The organism is Telluria sp. BA11 (genome assembly GCF_056680305.1).
Map to the genome: position 1 here is coordinate 4,258,708 of NZ_CM155275.1, position 24,002 is coordinate 4,282,709.

Annotated in this window: 19 protein-coding genes; 14 read left to right on the top strand and 5 right to left on the bottom strand. The window is 64.7% G+C overall.

The genetic code is table 11. The features are described from left to right. Positions 1-141: 141 nt before the first annotated feature. Positions 142-1,710, top strand: coding sequence for a methyl-accepting chemotaxis protein (locus AC1MGT_RS18725; protein ID WP_499501534.1), 1,569 nt, complete (start codon positions 142-144; stop codon positions 1,708-1,710). 78 nt (positions 1,711-1,788) lie between these two features. Here the strand turns inward: AC1MGT_RS18725 and AC1MGT_RS18730 are convergent, their stop codons facing one another. The 3 genes from AC1MGT_RS18730 to prpR all read right to left on the bottom strand — a co-directional run bounded on the left by AC1MGT_RS18730 (position 1,789) and on the right by prpR (position 6,163). Beyond that, positions 1,789-2,988 (bottom strand): trans-sulfuration enzyme family protein, encoded by a 1,200-nt coding sequence (locus tag AC1MGT_RS18730; RefSeq protein WP_499501535.1) that lies wholly within the window; start codon positions 2,986-2,988, stop codon positions 1,789-1,791. Next, positions 2,985-4,364: a pyridoxal-phosphate dependent enzyme gene (locus tag AC1MGT_RS18735; RefSeq protein WP_499501536.1), complete on the bottom strand. Its 1,380-nt coding sequence runs from the start codon at positions 4,362-4,364 to the stop codon at positions 2,985-2,987. The genes AC1MGT_RS18730 and AC1MGT_RS18735 overlap by 4 nt, the downstream gene beginning before the upstream one ends. Before the next feature lie 176 nt (positions 4,365-4,540). Then, the gene (gene prpR / locus AC1MGT_RS18740) at positions 4,541-6,163 is read right to left on the bottom strand and encodes a propionate catabolism operon regulatory protein PrpR (RefSeq protein WP_499501537.1); all 1,623 of its coding nucleotides are present in this window, start codon (positions 6,161-6,163) and stop codon (positions 4,541-4,543) included. A 174-nt stretch (positions 6,164-6,337) separates the two neighbouring features. Between prpR and AC1MGT_RS18745 the strand changes: the two genes are divergently transcribed. The 7 genes from AC1MGT_RS18745 to AC1MGT_RS18775 all read left to right on the top strand — a co-directional run bounded on the left by AC1MGT_RS18745 (position 6,338) and on the right by AC1MGT_RS18775 (position 17,128). Then, entirely contained in the window at positions 6,338-6,646 is a 309-nt protein-coding gene (locus AC1MGT_RS18745) for a DUF485 domain-containing protein (protein WP_499501538.1), read from the top strand. Then, the gene (locus AC1MGT_RS18750) at positions 6,643-8,310 is read left to right on the top strand and encodes a cation acetate symporter (protein WP_499501539.1); all 1,668 of its coding nucleotides are present in this window, start codon (positions 6,643-6,645) and stop codon (positions 8,308-8,310) included. Before AC1MGT_RS18745 ends, AC1MGT_RS18750 begins: the two co-directional genes overlap by 4 nt. Before the next feature lie 237 nt (positions 8,311-8,547). Then, a complete protein-coding gene (gene prpB / locus AC1MGT_RS18755) occupies positions 8,548-9,438 on the top strand; it encodes a methylisocitrate lyase (protein WP_499501540.1) in 891 nt (296 codons plus the stop codon). Positions 9,439-9,449: 11 nt separating this feature from the next. After that, on the top strand, positions 9,450-10,610 hold the full coding sequence (prpC, locus tag AC1MGT_RS18760; RefSeq protein WP_499501541.1) for a bifunctional 2-methylcitrate synthase/citrate synthase: 1,161 nt from the start codon (positions 9,450-9,452) through the stop codon (positions 10,608-10,610). 4 nt (positions 10,611-10,614) lie between these two features. Continuing rightward, complete coding sequence (acnD, locus tag AC1MGT_RS18765) at positions 10,615-13,215, top strand: Fe/S-dependent 2-methylisocitrate dehydratase AcnD (RefSeq protein ID WP_499501542.1); 2,601 nt, start codon at positions 10,615-10,617, stop codon at positions 13,213-13,215. Beyond that, the gene (gene prpF / locus AC1MGT_RS18770; RefSeq protein ID WP_499501543.1) at positions 13,212-14,405 is read left to right on the top strand and encodes a 2-methylaconitate cis-trans isomerase PrpF; all 1,194 of its coding nucleotides are present in this window, start codon (positions 13,212-13,214) and stop codon (positions 14,403-14,405) included. The genes acnD and prpF overlap by 4 nt, the downstream gene beginning before the upstream one ends. 122 nt (positions 14,406-14,527) lie before the next feature. Next, positions 14,528-17,128 (top strand): bifunctional diguanylate cyclase/phosphodiesterase, encoded by a 2,601-nt coding sequence (locus AC1MGT_RS18775; protein WP_499501544.1) that lies wholly within the window; start codon positions 14,528-14,530, stop codon positions 17,126-17,128. Here the strand turns inward: AC1MGT_RS18775 and xth are convergent. Further along, positions 17,125-17,892: an exodeoxyribonuclease III gene (gene xth / locus AC1MGT_RS18780; protein ID WP_499501545.1), complete on the bottom strand. Its 768-nt coding sequence runs from the start codon at positions 17,890-17,892 to the stop codon at positions 17,125-17,127. The genes AC1MGT_RS18775 and xth overlap by 4 nt on opposite strands. 457 nt (positions 17,893-18,349) lie before the next feature. Between xth and AC1MGT_RS18785 the strand changes: the two genes are divergently transcribed. From AC1MGT_RS18785 to AC1MGT_RS18795, 3 genes are all read left to right on the top strand, one after another. Beyond that, complete coding sequence (locus AC1MGT_RS18785) at positions 18,350-18,697, top strand: phiTE_015 family protein (protein WP_499501546.1); 348 nt, start codon at positions 18,350-18,352, stop codon at positions 18,695-18,697. Positions 18,698-18,710: 13 nt separating this feature from the next. After that, positions 18,711-18,899: a DUF1653 domain-containing protein gene (locus tag AC1MGT_RS18790; protein WP_499501547.1), complete on the top strand. Its 189-nt coding sequence runs from the start codon at positions 18,711-18,713 to the stop codon at positions 18,897-18,899. A 124-nt stretch (positions 18,900-19,023) separates the two neighbouring features. Next, on the top strand, positions 19,024-19,410 hold the full coding sequence (locus tag AC1MGT_RS18795; protein ID WP_499501548.1) for a hypothetical protein: 387 nt from the start codon (positions 19,024-19,026) through the stop codon (positions 19,408-19,410). Between the two features lie 280 nt (positions 19,411-19,690). On the opposite strand, the gene AC1MGT_RS18800 is transcribed toward AC1MGT_RS18795, so the two are convergent. Then, complete coding sequence (locus tag AC1MGT_RS18800) at positions 19,691-21,184, bottom strand: leucyl aminopeptidase (protein WP_499501549.1); 1,494 nt, start codon at positions 21,182-21,184, stop codon at positions 19,691-19,693. A 63-nt stretch (positions 21,185-21,247) separates the two neighbouring features. Here AC1MGT_RS18800 and lptF point away from each other — a divergent pair, with 63 nt between their 5' ends. Genes lptF through AC1MGT_RS18815 form a run of 3 tightly spaced genes read left to right on the top strand, consistent with a single transcriptional unit; the run spans position 21,248 to position 23,966 of the window. After that, on the top strand, positions 21,248-22,402 hold the full coding sequence (gene lptF, locus AC1MGT_RS18805) for an LPS export ABC transporter permease LptF (protein ID WP_332533537.1): 1,155 nt from the start codon (positions 21,248-21,250) through the stop codon (positions 22,400-22,402). Then, positions 22,399-23,583, top strand: coding sequence for an LPS export ABC transporter permease LptG (gene lptG / locus AC1MGT_RS18810; protein WP_258836089.1), 1,185 nt, complete (start codon positions 22,399-22,401; stop codon positions 23,581-23,583). The genes lptF and lptG overlap by 4 nt, the downstream gene beginning before the upstream one ends. Positions 23,584-23,594: 11 nt before the next feature. Further along, positions 23,595-23,966, top strand: coding sequence for a sirohydrochlorin chelatase (locus AC1MGT_RS18815; protein WP_499504320.1), 372 nt, complete (start codon positions 23,595-23,597; stop codon positions 23,964-23,966). Positions 23,967-24,002: the final 36 nt, after the last annotated feature.

Below are 24,002 nucleotides of genomic sequence, written 5' to 3' on the forward strand. Positions count from 1 at the left end.
TATGCCGAGCGGAACCCACACGTAACGCTGATTGCGCATTTCATAATGGCAATTACAGTTACTTCGGGTCCATTTCACATGCCTGTCATCGAAGCTTCCTACACTGTGCGTACACGCTGTTTCACTCTCACGAAGATCCCAATGCGACTCGCACCGCGCAACACGTTTTCCAAGCTCATCGGCGCCTTTGGCATCCTGTCCCTCGTCATCGTTCTCATTGCCGCCGTTGCCGTCTGGCGCATGCACGCGGCCGACGTCATCACATCCAACCTGGTCGACGACAAGCTGGCCAAGCAGCAACTGACGTCCGAGCTATTGGGCATCGCGCGCCTGAATGGCTCGCGCGCCGTCTCGATCGCGCGCAGCGACAGCCTGGAACTGGGCGATTACTTCGGCGCACAACTGGCAGAGGGCCGCAAGATCGCCGCCGATATCGAGGCGAAACTGGGCAAACTGCCGGCCACGCCACAGGAACGCACGTTGATCGCCGCAGCAAGCGCAAACAAAGCGGCGCTGGCCACGATCCAGGCTGACCTGTTCAAGGCCAAGGACCTGGGCCAGACTGGCCTCGTCGAAGACATCCTCACAAAGCGCTGGGAGCCGGCCTATCGCGCCGAAGTCGCCGCGCTCGAGGGCCTGCTGACCCACGAAAGCACCGAAGCGCACCGCCTGGCCGATGCGTCGGCAGCGGAATCGAGCTTCAGCAAGGTGCTGCTGCTGGCGCTGGGCGCAGCAGCGCTGGCCGTGGCCGGTGGCCTGGCCTGGCTCCTGACCCGCAACCTGGTGGGGCCGCTCAGGCAAGCCGCGACGCTGGCAGAGCAGGTGGCCCATGGCGACCTGCGCCCGACCATCAGCCATACCCGCACCGATGAAATCGGCCGCCTGTTCGATGCACTCAATGGCATGACGCACGGCGTCTCGGGCACCGTGGCGCAAGTGCTGCAAGGGGCACAGGCAATCGATGCCGCGTCCAGTGAAATCGCCGAAGGCAACCAGGACCTGTCGATCCGCACCGAGCGCCAGGCCGAGTCGCTGCGCGAGACGGTGACGGCAATGGACGAACTGTCGGGCGCCATCGCCAGCAACAACGCCAATGCGCAGCAGGCCAATGCGCTGGCCCAGACCGCATCCGGCGTGGCCGCCGAGGGCGCGCAGGCCGTGGGTCAGCTGGTCGTGCGCATGGGCGCGATCAAGGCGTCGGCCGCGCGTATCGTGGACATCACCGGCATGATCGACAGCATCGCCTTCCAGACGAATATCCTGGCCCTGAACGCCGCGGTGGAAGCGGCGCGCGCCGGCAGCGAGGGGCGCGGCTTTGCCGTGGTGGCGTCTGAAGTGCGCAACCTGGCGCAGCACTCGGCCGGCGCCGCGAAAGAAATCAAGAAGCTGATCGGCGAATCGTCGCGCGAGATCGAGGCCGGCACCGGCATCGCTGAAGCGGCCGGTTCGACGATGCGTACCATGCTGCAGCACGTGCATGACGTGGCGGGCATCCTGGGCGAAATCCACACCGCCAGCGCCGGTCAGGCCAACGGCGTGTCGCAAGTGAGCCGCGCCATTGCCGAGATGGACCTCTCGACCCAGCAAAATGCGGCGATGGTGGAAGAGGCGGCAGCAGCGGCCGCCTCGATGCGCCAGCAGGCCGCGGAATTGTCGGCGCTGGTGGCGACGTTCAAATTGCGTGCCCAAGGGCCGTTGTTATTGGCGTAGTAGGGTGTGCGGCTTCGCCGCACACGCGGTGATGGTTGACGGCACGGTCATCCGTGATGATGACAGCAATTCACCCAATCAAATCGCCGCCAGCGCCCGCCGCAAATCCTCGCGCTGATCATCGATATGCTCGATGCCGACCGACAACCGGATCAGCCCATCGCCAATCCCCAGCTCGGCACGCCGCTCCGGCGGAATGCTCGCATGCGTCATCAGCGCCGGATGCTCGATCAGGCTCTCCACCCCGCCCAGGCTTTCGGCCAGCGTGAACACTTCGCACGCTTCGAGAAAACGCCGCGCGCCGTCGATGTCGGTGTCCAGGTCGATCGAGACGATGCCGCCATAACCGCCATGCATCTGGTTGCGCGCCAGTGCATGCTGCGGGTGCGATTCCAGCCCGGGATAGTGCACCTTGCGGACCTGCGGCTGCTGCTCGAGCCAGTTCGCCAGCAATAGCGCGTTGCCGCTGCTGCGTTCCACGCGCAGGGCCAGCGTCTTGATCCCGCGTAGCACGAGGAAGCTGTCGAACGGCCCCTGGATCGCGCCCACCGAGTTCTGGATGAAGCCGAGCTTCTCGGCCAGGCCGGTCTGGTGGTCGTTGGCGCCGACAATCGCCACGCCGCCGATCACGTCCGAGTGGCCGTTGATGTACTTGGTGGTCGAGTGCACGATGATGTCGAACCCGTGTTCGAGCGGGCGCTGGATGATCGGGCTGGCGAACGTGTTGTCGCACACGCACAGGATGCCGCGCGCATGGCACAGGCTCGCGATCGCGGTCAGGTCGGCCAGCTTGAGCATCGGGTTCGTCGGCGTCTCGACCCACACCATGCGCGTGGCGGGCGTGATGGCAGCGGCCAGGGCCTCCGGGTCGGACAGGTCGACGTAGCTGAACGTGTGGCCGGCGCTGTCGCGGCGCACGCGTTCGAACAAGCGGTAGGTGCCGCCATACATGTCGTCACCCGCGACGACGTGCGAGCCGCTCGGGAGCAGTTCCAGGACGGCGGCAATCGCCGCCAGGCCCGACGCAAACGCGAAGGCGGCGCGGCCACCCTCGATGTCGGCCAGCGAGCGTTCGAGCGCAAAGCGCGTCGGGTTGTGCGAGCGGCCGTAGTCGAAGCCCTGGTGCACGCCGGGGCTTTCCTGGCGATAGGTCGAGGTGGCGAAGATCGGCGGCATCACGGCGCCGGTCGCGGGTTCGGGCGACTGGCCGCCGTGGATGACGCGGGTGGCCAGGTGGCGTTTGAATTCGATGGTGTGTTTGGTGTCCGGATGGGTCACGAGAGTGTCCTTCGCAGGTGATTGAGCAGGTCGTAGCGCGTGATCAGGCCAAAGAACTGCGGCCCGTCGGCGATCACGGCAGTAAGGCCCCGGTCGAGAATGTCGCGCAGTTGCGCCATGCTCGCGCCAGGGGGCAGGGTTTGCAGGTCGGCCGTCATCGTGGACGACACCGGCGCGCTGAAATGGTCGTTCGATTGCGTGACCTTGAGCAGCAGGTCGGATTCGTCGATCAGGCCCGCCAGGCGTCCTTCGGCATCCATCACGGGCAGTTGCTGCAGGTCGCTCGAGCGCATGCGGTTGAACGCAGTGAGCAGCGTATCCGACGGCGCCAGCGTGATGACTTCGCCGGCGTCGTGGCGGCGGCCGATCAGGTCGCGCAGGTCGCCCGTCTTCGGGCGCGTGATCAGGCCCTGGTCGACCATCCAGCCATCGCTGTACACCTTGCTGAGATAGCGCGTCCCCGTGTCGCAGACGAACGTAACGACGCGCTTGGGGCGCGTCTGTGCGCGGCAGTATTTGAGCGCCGCCGCCAGCAGCGTGCCGGTGGACGAGCCGCCCAGGATGCCTTCCTGCTGCAGCAGCAGGCGGGCAGTGGCGAAGCTTTCTTCGTCGGTGATCGTGTAGGCCTTCTTGACGCGGGTGAGGTCGGCGATGCCGGGAATGAAGTCTTCGCCGATGCCTTCCACGGCCCACGAGCCGGCATGCTGCGACACGTGGCCAGTCTCGACGTATTCGGCCAGGATTGAGCCTTTCGGATCGGCCAGGATGAATTCGAGCAGGGGCGCGGCTTTCCTGAAGTAGCGCGACAGGCCCGTCAGCGTGCCGGACGAGCCGACCCCGAGTACGATCGCGTCCAGCTTGTGCTTGGCCTGGTCCCAGATCTCGGGGCCGGTGGTGGTTTCGTGGGCGCGCGGATTGGCCGGGTTGTTGAACTGGTCGGCGAACCAGGCGCCGGGAATCTGCTTGGCCAGCCGCGCGGCAAGATCCTGGTAATACTCGGGGTGGCCCTTGCCGACGTCGGAGCGGGTCAGGTGGATTTCGGCGCCAAGCGCCTTGAGGTGCAGGATTTTTTCGGGCGCCATCTTGTCAGGCACGACGAGCACGACGCGATAGCCCTTGATGCGCGCCACCAGCGCCAGGCCCAGGCCCGTGTTGCCGGCAGTGGCTTCGACGACGGTGCCGCCGGGATTGAGCAGGCCATCATGCTCGGCCTGTTCGATCATCGTCTTGCCGATACGGTCCTTGATGGAGCCGCCCGGGTTTTGCGATTCGAGCTTCAAAAACAGCTGGCAGGGGCCCGTATCGATGCGGGTCACTTCGACCATCGGGGTATCGCCAATCAGGGAAAACAGAGCCGCTTGCGACGCATGTTGCATATTTGCCTCCGTTGGGGTCGGATGCGGCGCCGCGGGTAGGGCGCCGCGGCCGGCATGCCAGGACGACCTGGCGCGGATTGGCGCCGGGCCATATCAAAGAATCATGATACGAGTTTTCGATACATGTTGCTTTGGAGCGTCTTAAGGGTTGAAGATCGGAGGTCAGCGCTCAGAAATCAGCCTTCCGCCTTCAGCCGTCGCCACAGCGTCGTGCGGCTGATCCCAAGATGATCGGCCGCCAGGTCGCGCTGCCCGCCAAAGCGCGCCAGCACTGCCGCTACCGATTCCCGGTTCTGCCCGACCCATGCACCAGCCGGGGCAGCACCACGCGCCAGCTCCGGCGCCACCGACAGCATGAAGCCCGGCGTCAGCGCCTGCAGCGGCTCGGCCGCCAAAAAGAGCGCCAGGCGCTCGGTCAGGTTGCGCAGCTCGCGCACGTTACCGGGCCAGGCGTAGCCGGTGAGCAGCGGCGTACACACTTTCAGTTCGGCCAGCAGATTCGGGTGCGGGCGCGCATCGAGCGCGGCCAGCGCGCCCTTGAGCGACCATTCGAGCAGCGGCGCGATGTCCTGCACCCGTGCCCGCAGCGGCGGCAGGGCCAGGCGCAGCACGGCCAGGCGATAGAACAGGTCGGCCCGGAAGCGCCCGTCGCGCACGCGCGCCTCCAGGTCGCAGTGGGTGGCGCTGATCACGCGCACATCGATCGGCACCGGCCGCGTGCCGCCCACGCGCATCACTTCACGTTCTTCGAGCACGCGCAGCAGGCGTGTTTGCAGGCTAAGGGGCATTTCGCCGATCTCGTCGAGAAACAGCGTGCCGCCATTGGCCGCTTCGAACAGGCCCGCGTGGCCGCCGCGGCGCGCGCCGGTAAATGCGCCGTCTTCATGGCCGAACAGTTCCGATTCGAGCAGCGACTCGGCAATCGCGCCGCAGTTGACGGCCACGAAAGGGCGGTTCGCATCCCGGCGCGGGCTTTCGCGGTGGATTGCCTGCGCCACGAGTTCCTTGCCGCTGCCGGTTTCGCCTTCGATCAGCACGGTGCTGGGCGAGCGCGCGTACAGCACGACGGTCTGGCGCAGCTGCTGCATGGCGGGCGAATCGCCGCGCAGGTCGTTCAGGCCGCGCCGCAGCCGTTGCCTGTCGGGCGGCGTGCTGCCGGTTCGGCCACGGCCACGGCTGCGGTCGACCTCGAGCCGGGTCAGGCGCGCCAGTTCCAGTGCATCGTCGAACGCTTGCCGGATCGACGCCGCCGAATACAGGAACACGGCGCGCAGGCCGGCTTCCTCGGCCAGGTCGGTCACCGAACCGGCGCCGACGATGACGGCCACGCCCAGTGCCTTGAGTTCGTCGACGGCGGCGCGCGCATCTTCCTGCGTCACATAGCTGCGCTGGACCAGGTCCAGGCCGAATCCGGTCGCGAACTCGGCCAGTTCCGGGAGCAGGGCGCCGTAACTGACAACGCCAATGGCGCCATGGGCGTTGCCGGCAAGCTTGCGCGCGCGCGTGAGCGCCTGCAGCACATCGAAGCCACTGGCCCGGGCCGCGACCACAGGCACCGAAACGCGGCTCTTGAGCCAGGCCGCGTTCGAGCCGGCGGCGATCACGACGTCACAATGTTCCGTGGCGAGCCGCTCGCGGATGTGCGTTGCAGCCTCATCGAACCCGATATGCAAGGGCTCGATCGAGGCCAGGTGATCGTATTCGACGGTGATGTCGCGAAACAGGGCGGACAGGCGCGACACCGACACCGTCCAGATGATGGGCTTGTCGCTGGCGGAAGAAGTGCGTGGGGAATCCATGTTTCAAGTGTAGTGCAAATGATGGCCGTTGTTTCAGCCTGAAACGCGCAATGGGCGAACGACCGGTCGAAATTAGGCACCCGGCGTAAGAATCCGGTAAGGGCATGCCCGTAGGATGGGTCGCAGCCAAAAGGCAGCCGAACCACGGCACTATCAAAAGAATCAGGAGACAAAGTGGATCAAGACATCGTAGAACGGGTCAAGAATGACCCCAATTACCAGAAACTCAAACGCATCCGTTCCCGCTTCGGCTGGACGCTGACCTGGGCCATGATGATCGTGTACTACGGCTTTACGCTGCTGGTCGCGTTCAACAAGGAGTTCATGGGCACCCCGATCGGCAACAGTGTCATCACCTGGGGCATTCCCCTGGGCCTGTTCGTCATCCTGTTCACCGTTCTAATTACCGGCATCTATGTGCGCCGCGCCAACCGCGAATACGACGAGTTGAGCGACGCCATCCGTGCAAAGGTGGGCGCATGATGGCCGGCGCCCGCACCTCCTCACTGCTGGCATTCGTGCTGCTGGCCGCCTCCGGCATTGCTTACGCCGCGCCCGACATGGGCCAGGCCGTTCGCCAGCCGACCAACTGGACCGCGATCAGCATGTTCGCGCTGTTCGTCGTCGGCACGCTGTTCATCACCAAGTGGGCTGCCGCCAAGACCAAGTCGGCGTCCGACTTCTACACCGCTGGTGGCGGCATCACGGGCTTTCAGAACGGCCTGGCGATCGCGGGCGACTTCATGTCGGCCGCGTCGTTCCTGGGTATCTCGGCCGCCGTGTTCCTCGACGGTTACGATGGCCTGATCTACGCGATCGGCTTCCTGGTCGGCTGGCCTGTCATCACGTTCCTGATGGCCGAGCGCCTGCGCAACCTGGGCCGCTTCACGTTTGCCGACGTGGCCTCGTACCGCTTCGCGCAAAAGCCGATCCGCGTGTTCGCGGCCTCCGGCACACTGGTCGTCGTCGCGTTCTACCTGATCGCGCAGATGGTTGGCGCGGGTCAGCTGATCAAGCTGCTGTTCGGTCTGGAGTACTGGATCGCCGTCGTGCTGGTCGGTATCCTGATGATGGTCTACGTGCTGTTCGGCGGCATGACGGCCACCACCTGGGTCCAGATCATCAAGGCCGTGCTGCTGCTGTCGGGCGCGTCGTTCATGGCGTTCTCGGTGCTGGCGCAATACAACTTCAGCCCGGCCAAACTGTTCCAGACCGCGACCGAAGTACACGCCAAGGGCACCGCCATCATGGGTCCGGGCACCTTCATCAAGGATCCGATCTCCGCCATCTCGTTCGGCATGGCGCTGATGTTCGGTACCGCTGGCCTGCCGCACATCCTGATGCGCTTCTTCACCGTCCCGAGCGCGAAGGAAGCGCGCAAGTCGGTACTGTGGGCCACCACCTGGATCGGCTACTTCTACATCCTGACCTTCATCATCGGCTTCGGCGCGATCGTGCTGGTGGGTACCAACCCGGCATTCAAGGATGCAGCCGGTGCCCTGCTGGGCGGTAACAATATGGCGGCGGTTCACCTGGCCAAGGCCGTGGGCGGCGACGTGTTCCTGGGCTTCATCTCGGCGGTGGCGTTCGCGACCATCCTGGCTGTGGTGGCAGGTCTGACGCTGTCCGGCGCCTCGGCCGTGTCGCACGATCTGTATGCGACCGTGTTCAAGAAGGGCAATGCCACCAGCGAAAACGAGCTGCGCGTGTCGAAGATCACCACCATCGCCCTGGGTATTGTGGCCGTGGTGCTGGGTATCGCCTTCGAAAAGCAGAACGTCGCCTTCATGGTGTCGCTGGCCTTCGCCATTGCTGCATCGGCCAACTTCCCGGTGCTGTTCATGTCGGTGCTGTGGAAGGATTGCACCACCCGCGGCGCAACCGTCGGCGGCTTCCTGGGCCTGGCCACGGCAGTGGGCCTGACGATCGTGTCGAAATCGGTGTGGGTCGATGTGCTGCACCATCCGGCCGCGATCTTCCCGTATGCCTCGCCAGCGATCTTCTCGATGGCAGTGGGCTTCATCGGTATCTGGCTGTTCTCAATCACCGACAAGGGTCCGCGTGCCCAGATCGACCGTGCAGGCTTCGAGGCGCAGCAAGTGCGTGCCGAAACCGGTATCGGCGCATCGGGTGCGTCGGGTCACTAAGAGCGGCTCAGCTACTCAAAATCAACCGGGTGCGCGCCGCAAGGCGGCACCCGGTTTTTTTACGCCTGAACGTTTCATGTTTCATACTCTTGTTTCAGCATGAAACAACAGCACTTCTTTTAAAAAGGTATTTGGGTAGAATCTGCACGCAAGTGCTTGATATGGCGGATCAGCGAATGCTGGCACGGTGCTTGCAATGAACTACACAACTTCTTCACCGTGATGACAAGGACCAGCATGAGCAAACTTTCCGCAGGCGCCGCCTTCCGCCAGGCGATCCTCGATGAATCCCCGCTGCAAGTCGTGGGCGCAATCAACGCCAACCACGCACTGCTGGCCAAGCGCGCCGGCTTCAAGGCCATCTACCTGTCCGGTGGCGGCGTCGCTGCCGGCTCCCTCGGCCTGCCTGACCTGGGCATTTCGAATCTCGACGACGTGCTGGTCGACGTGCGCCGCATTACCGACGTCTGCAACCTGCCGCTGCTGGTCGACGTCGACACCGGCTTTGGCGCCTCGGCCTTCAATGTCGCGCGCACCGTGCGTTCGCTCAGCAAGGCCGGCGCCGCCGCCTGCCACATCGAAGACCAGGTCGGCGCCAAGCGCTGCGGCCACCGGCCGGGCAAGGAAATCGTCAGCAAGGAAGAAATGGTCGACCGCATCCGCGCCGCTGCTGACGCGCGCCTGGACGACGACTTTGTGATCATGGCGCGCACCGATGCGCTGGCCGTCGAAGGCCTGGACGCAGCGATCGAGCGCGCCGTGGCCTGCGTCGAAGCGGGCGCCGACATGATCTTCCCGGAAGCGATGACGACGCTCGACATGTACAAGCGCTTCGCTGATGCGGTGAAGGTGCCGGTGCTGGCCAATATCACCGAGTTTGGCGCGACGCCGCTGTTTACCGTCGACGAGCTGGCCGGCGCCGGCGTTGGCCTCGTGCTGTATCCGCTGTCGGCGTTTCGCGCGATGAACAAGGCCGCCGAAAACGTCTACACCGCGATCCGCCGTGACGGCACGCAGCAGAACGTGTTGGGCACGATGCAGACGCGCGCCGAACTGTATGACCGCATCGATTACCACAGCTACGAGCAGAAGCTCGACGCGCTGTTTGCCCAGAACAAAGTCAAGTAAGGAGACCTCACATGAATACGCAGAACCAGGAAACCCCGACCTTCAAACCGAAGAAATCCGTCGCCCTGTCCGGCGTCGCCGCTGGTAACACCGCGCTGTGCTCGGTCGGCAAATCGGGCAACGACCTGCATTACCGCGGCTACGATATCCTCGACATCGCGACCACCAGCGAATTCGAGGAAATCGCCTACCTGCTGGTGCACGGTAAACTGCCGAATGACGGCGAACTGCGCGGCTACAAGGCCAAGCTGCGTTCGCTGCGCGGCCTGCCGCAGGCGCTCAAAAGCGCGCTCGAAGCGTTGCCGGCCAATGCCCATCCGATGGACGTGATGCGCACGGGCGTGTCGGTCCTGGGCTGCACGCTGCCCGAGAAGGACGATCACCACATCAACGGCGCGCGCGATATTGCCGACCGCCTGATGGCGTCGTTCGGCTCGATGCTGCTGTACTGGTACCACTTCAGCCACAGCGGCAAACGCATCGACGTGAATACCGACGACGATTCGATCGGCGGCCACTTCCTGCACCTGCTGCATGGCTTTGCGCCAAAAGAGTCGTGGGTGCGCGCGATGCACACGTCGCTGATCCTGTACGCCGAACACGAATTCAATGCCTCGACCTTCACCGCCCGCGTGATCGCCGGTACCGGCTCGGACATCCACTCGGCCATCACGGGCGCGATCGGCGCGCTGCGCGGACCGAAGCACGGTGGCGCCAATGAAGTCGCGCACGACATCCAGAAGCGCTATGACAACCCGGACGAAGCCGAGGCCGATATCCGCAACCGCGTGGCCAACAAGGAAGTCGTGATCGGCTTCGGCCATCCGGTCTACACGATCTCGGACCCGCGCAACAAGGTGATCAAGGAAGTGGCGCGCACCTTGTCGGAAGAGGGCGGCTCGATGAAGATGTTCGACATCGCCGAGCGCCTCGAGACCGTGATGTGGGACGTGAAAAAGATGTTCCCGAACCTGGACTGGTTCTCGGCCGTGTCGTACCACATGATGGGCGTGCCGACGGCGATGTTCACGCCGCTGTTCGTCATCGCGCGCACGTCGGGCTGGGCGGCGCACGTCATCGAGCAGCGCATCGACAACAAGATCATCCGCCCGAGCGCCAACTACGTGGGGCCGGAGGATCTGCAGTTCGTGCCGCTGGCAGAGCGCAAGTAACGCCATGAATACCGATTACCGCACACCCCTGCCGGGCACGGATCTCGATTACTTCGACACCCGCGCCGCCGTCGACGCGATCGCGCCTGGCGCCTACGCCACGCTGCCCTACACGTCGCGCGTACTGGCCGAAAACCTCGTGCGCCGCTGCGCGCCGGCGAGCCTGCGCGATTCGCTGAAGCAGCTCATCGAACGCAAGCGCGACCTGGATTTTCCGTGGTTCCCGGCGCGCGTGGTCTGCCACGACATCCTCGGCCAGACCGCACTGGTCGACCTGGCCGGCCTGCGCGACGCCATCGCGCTGCAAGGGGGCGACCCGGCGCTGGTCAATCCGGTGGTGCCGACGCAGCTCGTGGTCGACCATTCGCTGGCGGTCGAATGCGGCGGGTTCGACCCGGATGCGTTCACCAAGAACCGCGCCATCGAAGACCGCCGCAATGAAGACCGCTTCCACTTCATCGACTGGACCAAGAAGGCCTTCAAGAACGTCGACGTGATCCCGCCCGGGAACGGCATCCTGCACCAGATCAATCTCGAGCGCATGTCGCCCGTGATCCAGGCGGAGCGCGGCGTGGCCTATCCGGATACGCTGGTCGGCACCGACTCGCACACGCCGATGGTCGACGCGCTTGGCGTGCTTGCCATCGGCGTTGGCGGGCTGGAAGCCGAGAGCGTGATGCTGGGCCGCGCCTCGTGGATGCGTCTGCCCGACATCGTCGGCGTCGAACTCACCGGCAAGCCGCAGCCGGGCATCACCGCGACCGACGTCGTGCTGGCGCTGACCGAGTTCCTGCGTAATGCCAAAGTCGTCTCGACCTATCTGGAATTTTATGGCGCTGGCGCAGCTGCGCTGACGCTGGGCGACCGCGCGACGATCGCGAACATGGCGCCCGAATTCGGCGCCACCGCCGCGATGTTCTACATCGACGAGCAAACCATCAAGTACCTGCGCCTGACGGGACGCGACGATGCGACCGTGCACCTGGTCGAGACGTATGCGAAGCACGCCGGCCTGTGGGCCGACAGCCTGCAGAGCGCCGAATACGAGCGCACGCTGTCGTTCGATTTGTCAAACGTGGTGCGCAATATCGCCGGCCCGTCCAATCCGCACAAGCGCGTGCCGACGTCCGAGCTGGCCGCACGCGGCATCTCGGGCGTGGTGGAAAACACACCGGGCCAGATGCCCGATGGCGCCGTCATCATCGCCGCGATCACCAGCTGCACCAACACCAGCAACCCGCGCAATATGGTCACGGCGGGCCTGCTGGCGCGCAATGCCAACCGCGCGGGCCTGACCCGTAAACCCTGGGTGAAAAGTTCACTGGCGCCCGGCTCGAAGGCAGTGGCGCTGTACCTCGACGAAGCGGGCCTGAGCCAGGAGCTCGACCAGCTGGGCTTTGGCGTCGTCGCCTTTGCCTGCACCACCTGCAACGGTATGAGCGGCGCGCTCGACCCAGTGATCCAGGACGAGATCATCAAGCGCGACCTGTATGCAACGGCGGTCCTGTCGGGCAACCGCAATTTCGACGGCCGCATCCACCCGTACGCGAAGCAGGCCTTTTTGGCGTCGCCGCCGCTGGTGGTGGCGTACGCGATTGCCGGCACCATCCGCTTCGACATCGAGAAGGACGTGCTGGGGCTGGACAACGCAGGGCGCGAAATCCGCCTGGCCGACCTGTGGCCATCGGAGGAAGAAATCGACGCCGTGGTCGCCGCGAGCGTCAAGCCGGAACAGTTCCGCAAGGTCTACACGCCGATGTTCGCGCGCGTGGCCGACGATGGCGCCGCCGTCAGCCCGCTGTACGACTGGCGGGCGCAGAGCACTTATATCCGCCGGCCACCGTACTGGGAAGGCGCGCTGGCTGGCAGCCGGCCGCTCGCTGGAATGCGGCCATTGGCGGTCCTGGGGGACAACATCACCACCGATCACTTGTCGCCGTCGAACGCGATCCTGCTCGACTCGGCCGCCGGTGAATACCTGGCCAAGATGGGCCTGCCAGAAGAAGACTTCAATTCGTATGCCACGCACCGGGGCGACCACCTGACAGCGCAGCGCGCGACGTTCGCCAATCCGACGCTCAAGAACGAGATGGTGAAAGACAGCCACGGCAAGGTGATGGCCGGTTCGCTCGCGCGCATCGAGCCAGAGGGTGAAGTGACCCGCATGTGGGAGGCGATCGAGCATTACATGGCGCGCAAGCAGCCGTTGATCATCATCGCCGGGGCCGATTATGGCCAGGGCTCGTCGCGCGACTGGGCGGCCAAGGGCGTGCGTCTGGCGGGCGTCGAGGCGATTGCGGCCGAAGGCTTCGAGCGCATCCACCGCACCAACCTGGTGGGCATGGGCGTGCTGCCGCTCGAATTCAAGCCGGGCGAGAACCGCATCACCCTGGCCATCGACGGCACCGAAACGTTCGATGTGATCGGGGCGCGCACGCCGCGCGCCGAGCTCACGCTGGTCATCAACCGCGCGAGCGGCGAGCGGGTCGAGGTGGCCGTGACGTGCCGGCTCGATACGGCCGAAGAAGTGGCCATCTACGAAGCCGGCGGCGTGCTGCAACGCTTCGCGCAGGATTTCCTTGAATCGACGGTGAAGGCGGCATGATGGAAGCAACCACGTATTCTCCCCAGCGCCGGATCGCCGCCACTTATATGCGCGGCGGCACCAGCAAGGGCGTGTTCTTCAAGCTGGACGACCTGCCGGACGACGCCCGCGTGGCCGGCGCCGCACGCGATGCGCTGCTGCTGCGCGTGATCGGCAGCCCCGACCCGTATGGCAAGCAGATCGACGGCATGGGCGGCGCCACGTCGAGCACCAGCAAGGCCGTCATCGTCGCGGCGTCCGCGCGCGCTGAGCACGACGTCGACTACCTGTTCGGCCAGGTGGCAATCGACAAGCCGTTCGTCGACTGGAGCGGTAATTGCGGCAACCTGTCGGCTGCAGTCGGTCCGTTCGCCATCGCCGCGGGCCTGGTCGATCCGGCGCGCGTGCCGCACGACGGCGTGGCCGTGGTGCGCATCTGGCAAGCCAATATCGGCAAGACCATCCTCGCGCACGTGCCGATGGCCGCAGGCCAGGTGCAGGAAACGGGCGGTTTCGAGCTCGATGGCGTGACCTTCCCGGCAGCCGAGGTGCAGCTCGAGTTCATGGACCCGGCCGCCGAGGAAGAGGGCGGTGGCGGCGCCATGTTCCCGACCGGGAATCTGGTCGATGAACTCGACGTGCCCGGTGTGGGCGTGCTGCGCGCCACGCTGATCAACGCGGGCATCCCGACCATCTTCGTCGAGGCCGGGGCGCTGGGCTACGATGGCACCGAGCTGCAGGACGCGATCAATGGCGACCCGCGCGCACTGGCCGTGTTCGAGACGATCCGCGCCCACGGCGCGCTGCGCATGGGCCTCATCGCCAGCATCGACGAGGCAGGCAAGCGCCAGCACACGCCGAAGGTCGCGTTCGTGGCCAAGGCGGCCGGGTATGTATCGTCGAGTGGCCGGCAGGTGGCGGCGGGCGAGATCGACCTGCTGGTGCGGGCGCTGTCGATGGGCAAGCTGCACCACGCGATGATGGGCACCGCAGCAGTGGCGATCGGCACGGCGGCGGCCATTCCGGGCACGCTGGTGAACCTGGCAGCCGGCGGCGGCGAGCGCTCGGCGGTGCGGTTCGGCCATCCTTCCGGCACGCTGCGGGTGGGCGCCGAAGCAGTGCTGGAAGACGGGCAGTGGCGCGTGGCGAAAGCCAGCATGAGCCGCAGCGCGCGCGTCCTGATGGAAGGCTGGGTGCGGGTGCCCGGTTAGTGTCGCTTTCTCGTCGCGCGAGGCTGGAGTAACGGGCTGTTTCCGGGTTATGATTGACCTTCAGTGGTTGCTAAATGGCAACTCGCCGGATCATCATAACCAACAGCTTGGCTGCCTCGACGATGGATGGATTTTCGACCCCGCACGTTCCTGATGTACCGGCCCCCGGCGCGCCTGCGCGTGGCCTCGTCGGCGTGCGCCGCACGGTGCGCGAACAGCGCGCGATCTTTGAGCACGCACCGGTTGGCATTGCCGTCACCCAGCCCGACCAGATCCGTTCATTCAACCCGCGCCTGGGCGAAATGTTCGGCTATGCGCAGCATGAAGTCGATACCATTTCGCTGCCGGACGTGTGCGTGTCGCCCGAGGCGTATCAGGCCCTGGCTACCGAAGCATTCACCGTGCTGGGGCGGGGCGACATGTTCGAAAAGAGCGAGCAGCAGTTTCGGCGCCGCGATGGCTCGCCCTTCTGGGCGCGCCTGCGCGGCTGCTCGGTCGAACCGGGCAACCGCAGCGCGGGCACGATCTGGATCGTCGAGGATGTGACCGAGGCGCGCCAGGCGGCCAGTGAAATGCAGGCGATCATGACCAACGCATCGATCGGCGTCATGTTCACCCGCAACCGCGTGATCCGGCGCGCCAATCCCGCCTTCTGCACGATGTTCGGCTATGCAGGCGATGAGCCGATCGGCGTCTCCACACGCGTGCTGTACCCGGACGAAGAAGCGTACCGCGCGCTGGGCGCCGAGGCGTATCCGCAACTGGCGGATGGCCGGCCGTTTCGCACCGAACGCATCCTCGTGCGCAAGGACGGCGCGCCGGCCTGGGTCCTGATGATCGGCTATCAGGTCAATCCGCTCGACCCGGACAAGGGCACGATCTGGATGCTCGAAGACCGCACCCGCGAAAAGGGCGACGAGCAGTCGCTGCGCGAGGCGCTGATGGAAAATCGCGCGATCCTGAATAATGCGGTGCTGGGCATTGCCGTCGTCGAGAACGGTCGCACGCTGCATTGCAACCGCAAGATGGAAGAGCTGTTCGGCGCGCCGCCGGGCGGCATGGATGGCGCGCCGGTACGCGCGCTGTATCCGGACCAGGACAGCTGGCTGGCGGCGCGCGCCGTGTCCGAGACGCAGTTCGCTACAGGCCAGGCCCACATGGCAGAGCACGAAATGATACGCCGTGACGGCACGCGCTTCTGGGCGCGCCTGTCCGGGCGCCTGTTCGACGCCGCACTCACGCGCGGGCGCAGCGTCTGGCTGGTGGACGACGTGACGGCCCAGCGCGAAGCGGCCGACGCGGTGCGGCGCGCGCGCGACGAACTCGAAGTGCGCGTGGCCGAACGCACGGCCGAACTGGCCGGCGCCAACGCACTGCTGCAGGAAGAAATCAACGAACGGCGCCAGGCCGAGGCGCGCGTGCACCACATGGCGTACCACGACAGCCTGACGGGGCTGCCCAATCGCGCCATGCTGTCGGACCGGCTCGATGCGGCGATGCGCAGCGTGACCAGCGGCGACGAAGCGCACAAGGGCGCGGGCCTGGCGCTGATTTTCCTCGACCTGGACCGGTTCAAGACGATCAACGATTCGCTCGGCCACCTGGTGGGCGACCTGCTGCTGTGCGAAGTCGCGCGCCGGCTGGTGCGCTCGGTGCGCCCGGGCGACCTGGTGGCGCGACTCGGGGGCGATGAATTCGTCGTGTTGCTGCCCGGGGTCGAGGAGGGCCCTGCCGCCGCTGCGGTCGGCGACGCGATCATCGCGGCGCTGGCTTCGCCGTGCGCCATCGAAGGCCGCAGCCTGCATATCTCGCCGTCGATCGGCATCTGCCTGTATCCGCAGGACGGCGGCGACGTCGATACGCTGATGCGCCACGCGGACGCGGCGATGTACCAGGCCAAGGCGGCGGGCCGCAACAATTATCAGTTTTTCACCGAGCGCATGAACCAGGCCGCGGCGCGCCACTTCGAGCTCGAATCGAGCCTGCGCGGCGCGCTGGCGCGGGACGAATTCGAGCTGCACTATCAGCCGATCATGTGCACCGCCACGCGCCGTGTGCACGGGCTCGAAGTGCTGCTGCGCTGGCGGCGCGGGGGCAATGAGCTGGTGGGGCCGGACGAATTCATTCCGATCCTCGAAGAGAGCGGCATGATCATGGCAGTGGGCGAATGGGTGATCCGCACCGCGTGCGCGCAGAACCAGTTGTGGCGCAGCGAAGGGCTGGACGTGGTGCCGCTCGCGATCAACCTGTCGGCGCGCCAGTTCACGCACCACGGCCTGGTCGACTCGATCCGCGGCATCGTGCAGGAAACCGGGATCGACGCGGGCCTGGTGGAATTCGAGATCACCGAGACGGCCCTGATGCAGCATGGCGGCCAGACGCTCGAGACGCTGCGTCAGATGAATGCGATGGGGATGTGCCTGTCGATCGACGACTTCGGCACGGGGTATTCGAGCCTGGCGTACCTCAAACGCTTCCCGGTGCGCAAGATCAAGATCGACCGCGCCTTCGTGCGCGAGCTGGAAGCGAGCGCCGAGGATCGGGCGATCGTGGCGGCCGTCATGGCGCTGGCAAACAGCCTGCAGCTGGCGGTGGTGGCCGAAGGCGTGGAGACGGAAGGGCAATACGCGCTGCTGCGCTCGTTCGGCTGCGAGTTCGCCCAGGGCTATCTGTTTGCGCGCCCGTTACCGGCCGCGCAAATCGGCAGACTGCTGGCCGGTTAGTCGGCCAGCGTCGCCACTACTGGGGCGTGGTCCGATGGCTGTTCCCATTTGCGGGTCTCGCGGTCGATGTGGCATGCGGTGCAGCGCGCGGCCAGTGCTTTGGACAGCAGGATGTGATCGATGCGCAGCCCGCGGTTGCGGCGAAACGCCATCTGGCGGTAATCCCACCAGCTGTACTGCTTCTCGGGCTGCTCGAACAGGCGGAAGGCGTCGGACAGGCCCAGGGCGATGAGCGCCTGCAGCGCGTCGCGCTCGGGCAGCGAGAAGTGGATCCGTCCTTCCCATTCGGCCACGTCGTGCACATCGCGCGCCTCGGGCGCAATATTGTAGTCGCCGAGGATCGCGAACTGCGGATGCGCGGCCATCTCGGCCGCCACCCATTTCTGCAGGGCCGCCAGCCAGGCCAGCTTGTAGGCGTACTTGTCCGAGCCGACTTCCTGCCCGTTGGGTACGTACGCGCAGATGAAACGCACGCCACCGATCGTCGCGGCCAGCAGGCGCTGCTGTGGGTCGTCGAAGTGCGGATTGTTGCGCACGACATCCTCGATCGGCAAGCGGGACAGGATCGCCACACCGTTGTACGTCTTCTGGCCCGAGAACGCGACTTGGTAGCCGGCGGCATTGAGTTCGGCGACCGGGAACTTGTCGTCGGTCAGCTTGGTCTCTTGAATGCAGAGCACGTCAACAGGATTGGTGTCCAGCCATTGCAACAAATGTGCAAGGCGGACTTTTAAAGAATTCACATTCCAGGTGACAATTTTCATCGGTTTATCTACAGTTAACGTTGTGAAGTTGCTGATAGCTCAAGTGTGTCTAGGCGAATTGCTTGCCAACCGGCTATTATTAACGAAATTACCGGATTGATTCCGTGTCATGCATGAAATAACGATAGGGTTATCCATGTCGGGTTGGTATAATTACAACACCTGATGACACTATTCATTGGTAGCTTTCCAAAAAGTATTGCCCGATTCCCCCGTCAAGACTATAACTAGTCGGGTCCGGTACTTGTCGCAAAAAGCGACAGCATCGAGGGATTGCTTTTTGGTAATAATAAAATTGCGTACGTGCAACTTTCATTGTACCATTGGCTGGTCGCGATGCAGCGTTGGTCGACAGCTCACACAGTTGTTTCAAGCCATCGACGTGCGCTAGTGGTACTATTGTGAAATATTGCGTTCAGGAGTTCATCATCCTGGCGCAGAATTGAAAAGGACAGAAATGCGCAGTGCATTTGAAGCATGGGCCCAGCGTGAAGGCCACATCGTTCGCCGCCGCGAAGACAAGCCCGAGGAATACCTCGTTTTCGAGACCCAGCGTCGTTGGGTGATCTGGCAAGCTGCCCTGGCGCATGGCGCCAAGACCGCGGCCGATTCGCCATCGAAGTTCGGCAAGGATGGCAGCCCTGCGCCAGCCATCGCGCCCGACGAAGCGGCAGTGCGCAACAGCGTGCTGAACGAAGTCCTGGACGCCTTCAGCGAACTGGACGAGACCGCCGGCATGGAAGGCGTGCTCAAGGTCATCCAGGGCCTGAAGAAAAAGCAGAAGGCCGAGGCCGAAAAGGTCTGACCCGGTCTGCCGGATGCGTTACCGTCACTACAAGGGCCGCATCTACGAGCTGGTGTGCGAGGCGCTGCTGGAATCCGACCACACCCCGGTCATCGTGTACCGGGCTGAGGACGGCGCTGTCTGGGTGCGTCCCCGCGAAGATTTCTTCGATACCGTCACGGTCGGCGGCGCCACGCAACCGCGTTTTGCGCCGCTGGACTGATCCTACCTCAGTATTTTCGCGCCGCTGCCGTTAAAGAAGCATCTGCTTCTCGACGGTCGCCATGTTGCCTTTTCTCCGCCCACTCGTTCTGTCCGCGCTTGCCCTCTTGGGCGGCTGCGCGACCATGTCCGATTCCCCCACGCAGCAGCTCGAAGTGCGCACGGTGCTCGACTACCGCGAGATCGGCGGGGTCGGCTGCATCCTGAGCAATGATGCCGGCCGCTGGTATGTGATCGCCCCGGGCCGCGTGACGGTCACGCGCAACAAGGGACCGCTGGCGATCAGCTGCAAGAAGCAGGGCGTGGCCATCGCCGCCGAGACCGTCCAGGCGCAGCTCAATACCAGCAACCTCGTCGGCAACCTGGTCACGACCGCCGGCATCGGCCACTACGTCGACCGCTACTCGGGCGCCGGTTATGGCTACCCGTCCACGCTGACCGTACTGATGCAGCCAGCAGAAAAATCCCCCGCCGCCGCAGGCGCCGAACCCGTAGCAACAAGGATGTTCTGACCTGATTTGCGCAAAGCCGGGGTCAGGTCTGACATTCGGACACGAACTCGACAATAAAGCCGGTAAAGCCGGGGTCAGGTCTGACATTCGGACACGATCTCGACAATCGGGTAAGCGGAACTAGCTGGCGCAGGGCTATGTTAATACTGGGCAAGGCACCATCGGAAATGGCTACGGCTCAGGTCGTGTCCGAATGTCAGACCTGACCCCCGCTGTATGCGCTGGTTCGAGACGAAAAAAAGCCCCGCATGCGGGGCTTTTTCACGATGCGTGGGATTGCTTACACGCGATTCATCAGGAACGTGGTCAGCAGCGGCACCGGACGGCCCGTGGCGCCCTTGGCGGCGCCCGACTTCCAGGCGGTGCCGGCGATGTCGAGGTGGGCCCAGGTGTACTTGCGGGTAAAGTTCTCCAGGAAGCACGCGGCCGTGATCGATGCGGCGCCCGGGGTGCCGATATTGGCCAGGTCGGCGAAGTTCGACTTGAGCTGGTCGTTGTAGATCTCGCCCAGCGGGAAGCGCCAGGCCACGTCGCCAGCCTGCTTGCCGGCCGTGAGCAGCTCGTCGGCCAGGGCGTCGTGCGCGGCGTCGTCACGGGTGAACAGGCCGCTCGTGTGGTGGCCCAGGGCCACGATGCAGGCGCCCGTCAGCGTGGCGATGTCGACCACGACGGCCGGGTTGAAGCGCTCGGCGTACGACAGCGCATCGCACAGCACCAGGCGGCCTTCGGCGTCGGTGTTGAGGATTTCAATCGTGGTGCCGTTCATGGCGGTGACGATGTCGCCCGGCTTGGCCGCGCGACCCGATGGCATGTTCTCGCAGGCGACGACGATGCCGATCACGTTGAGCTTCAGGCCCATCTCGCCGATGGCGCGGAAGGTGCCCAGCACCGAACCGGCGCCGCACATATCGTATTTCATCTCGTCCATGCTCGGACCCGGCTTGATCGAGATGCCGCCCGAGTCGAACGTGATGCCCTTGCCGACCAGGACGACCGGCGCATCGTTCGGCTTGCCACCGTTGTGGCGCAGGACGATGAACTTCGGCGCTTCTTCACTGCCGCGCGCAACCGCCAGGAAGCTGCCCATCTTGAGCGCTTCGAGCTGTTTGCGTTCGAGGACTTCGAGGCCAAAGCCGAAGTCGTCGGCCAGCTTGCGCGCCGTTTGTGCCAGGTAGGTCGGGGTGCAGATGTTTGGCGACAGGTTGCCCAGGTCGCGCGTGAGCTTCATGCCGTTGGCAATCGCTGCGGCCTGCGCCAGGGCTGCCTTGGCGCTACCGGCATCCGGCGTGGCGATGACGACCTTGCGCACGCCGGCGGGTGCCGGTTCTTTCTTGCTTTTTTGTGCGTCGGTACGGTATTCGGCGTCGCTCGAGGCCAGCACCAGTGCCTGCAGCGCCCAGTTCGCGTCGCGTTCTTTCACGCTGTCGAGCGGGAATGCGATAATGGCGTCCGTGGAACCCAGTGTAGCGAACATTTTCAGGGCGGCAGTCGCGCCCGTGGTGAAGCTTTTCTGGGAAACGATCTCGTCAGCGCCCAGGCCGATGAGCAGCACGCGCGCTGCAGTCACGCCCGCAACGCCGCGCAGCAGCAGGGTCGAACCAGGCTTGCCGCTGATGTCGCCGGACTTGACCGCCGCGCTGATCTCGCCATTCACGTCGAGTGCTTTTGCTGCAGCCGACAATTTTTTATTTTCGAACACCGCCACTGCTACACAGCCGGTCTTCGCCGCTGCCAGGGTGTTTTTTGTGTCGAATGCTTTTATGCTAAAGTCCATTTGGTTCTCCGATTCGTTGTTCGCGGCGGACTGCCTAATCTGCAATTATAACGACTCTATTGAATGATCTTCCGACGTTCCCTGCAACGTGAGTTGGCAAGCGCCGCTGGCGCGACCTTCACGGTGCTGTTTTCCATTCTTGTGACCTGGACGCTGATCGCCATTCTTGGCCGCGCGGCGGGCGGCAAGGTCGCGTCCGGCGACGTGCTGTCGCTGATCGTGTTCCGCAGCGCCGAGCTGCTGCCGATCATCCTGATCCTCACCTGCTTCATCGCCGTCGTTGCTGCCGTCACGCGCAGTTACCGCGATTCCGAAATGGTCGTCTGGTTCGCGTCCGGCCAGTCGTTGCTGGCGTGGATCCGGCCCGTGCTCACGCTGGGCCTGCCGATGGTGTTCGTCGTGGCCGCGCTGTCGCTGGTCGTCACGCCGTGGGCCAAGATGAAGAGCGCCGAATTCGTCGAGCGTTTCCAGAAGCGCGAAGACCTGCAGCGCGTTGCGCCGGGCCAGTTCCGCGAATCGAGTTCGAACGACCGCGTATTCTTTGTCGAGCGCAGCGCCGAAGGCACGACCGTCGTGCAGAACGTGTTCGTCAACAGCGTCGATGGCAACACGCATTCGGTCGTGGTGGCCAAGCAGGGCGTCATCGAATCGGACGGCAAGGGCGGCCAGTTCCTCGTGCTGAGCAACGGGCGCCGCTACGAAGGCATTCCGGGCCAGGCCAACTTCCAGACGATGGAGTTCGAGCGCTACAGCATGCGCGTGGCCACGCAGGCCCCGATGCTCGGTGCCGACATCCCGGTGGCGGCGCTGTCCACGCCCGCGCTGCTGCTCGCGCCCAACCGCTTTACGCAGGCCGAACTGCTGGCGCGCATCGCCGCGCCGATCACCTGCCTGATCCTGATGCTGCTGGCGATCCCGCTCGGCTTCGTCAACCCGCGCGCGGGGTCGTCGGCCAACATGATCCTGGCGCTGCTGATCTTCTTCACCTATAACAACCTGGTGCGGCTGTCCGAAGCCAGCGTCAAGCAGGGCAAGCTGGCGTTTGCCATGGGCTGGTGGCCGCTGCACCTGTTCGCGCTGCTGTGCGTGGCGGGCCTGTTTGCCTGGCGCCTCAACGTGAACCACCCATACCACCCGCTGGTCATGCTGAGCGCCTTCAAGCGCCGCCTGCGCAAGCCACAGCCTTTGCACAAGCGTGACGAGGCAGCCGTCGAATGAAAATCCTCCAGCGTTACTTCGCAATCAATATCTTCCAGGCGGTGGCCTTCGTGCTGGCCGCATTCCTGGCGCTCGTCGCCTTCATGGACCTGACCAGCATCCTGCCATCGGTCGGCAAGAACGACTTCGGCATGCAGCACGCGTTTCTGTATGTGCTGCTGCTCGTGCCGGGCAATGTGTACCAGGTGATGCCCGTGGCCGCGCTGATCGGCACCATCTACACGATGGCGCAGTTTGCCTCGAGCTCCGAGTTCACCATCATGCGCGCTTCGTCGATGTCGACCCGGCATGCGGCCTGGATGCTGTTCAAGATCGGCGCCATCTTCGTCGTGGTGACGTTCATTTTCGGCGAGCTGATCACCCCGCGCACGGCGCCCATTGCCGAGCGCATGCGCCTGACGGCCAAGGGCGGCTCGGTCTCGGCCGAGTTCCGCTCGGGGATGTGGACCAAGGACAGCGTCCATGAAAACGGCGTGCGCGGCACCATCACCGGCTCGCGCTTCTTCAACGTGCGCCGCATCGCGGCCGACGGCCAGCTGGAAGACGTGCGGCTCTACGAGTTCGACAACAATATGCGCATGCGCTCGCTCGTGACGGCGGCGCGCGGTACCTATGGCGGCAACAACACGTGGCGCCTGACGGACGTGACGGAAACGATGTTCACCAACAGCCGCGAGTTGCCGGCGCCCGGTTCGGCCGTGCCGGAAGGGCAGACGATCCAGAGCACGTATGGCCAGGAAACCGCGGCCATTGCGACGCGCAAGCTGGCCACCTACACGCTGGCGTCCGAGATCACCCCGAAGATCCTGTCGGTATCGCGCTCGGACCCCGAGCGCATGTCGGCGGCCGAACTGGCTGTCTACACGCGCCACCTGGCCGAGAACAAGCAGGAGACCGAGCGCTTCAAGGTCGCGTTCTGGAAAAAGGTCATCGATCCGTTTTCAATCTTCGTGCTGATGGCGCTGGCGCTGCCGTTCGCCTACCTGCACACACGCAGCGGCGGCGTGAGCCTGAAAATCTTCATCGGCATCATGATCGGCGTGAGCTTCCTGCTGATCAATTCCCTGTTCTCGCACCTCGGTGTGCTGACCATCCTGCCTGCGTTCTTCACGGCGCTGGCGCCCAGCCTGTTATTCCTGCTCATGGCGCTCGGTGCGCTGTGGTGGGTGGAGCGACACTAAGCATGACGACAATGAAACGTGGCCTGATCCTGTTTGCCCACGGCGCGCGCGCCGCGTCCTGGGCGGTGCCTTTCGAGCGCCTGCGCGACCAGACGCGCGAGCGTGTCGCCGGTGCGGTCGTGGAGCTGGCATTCCTGGAACTGATGACGCCAAGCCTGCCCGATACCATCGACGCCATGCGCGCGCAGGGCATCGACGACATCACGGTGGTGCCGGTGTTCCTGGGGAAGGGTGGGCATCTGCTGCGTGATCTGCCTGCGCTGTGCGATGAAGTACGCGCGGTGCATCCGGCGTTGACGCTCAATGTCGCCGGCGCCATCGGTGAGGATCCGGGCGTGCAGCGGGCGATGACGGATTATTGCGTCAATTCGTTGGGTGGCTGAACACGTGGACGGATTCTCCGTCCACGTGTTCAACGA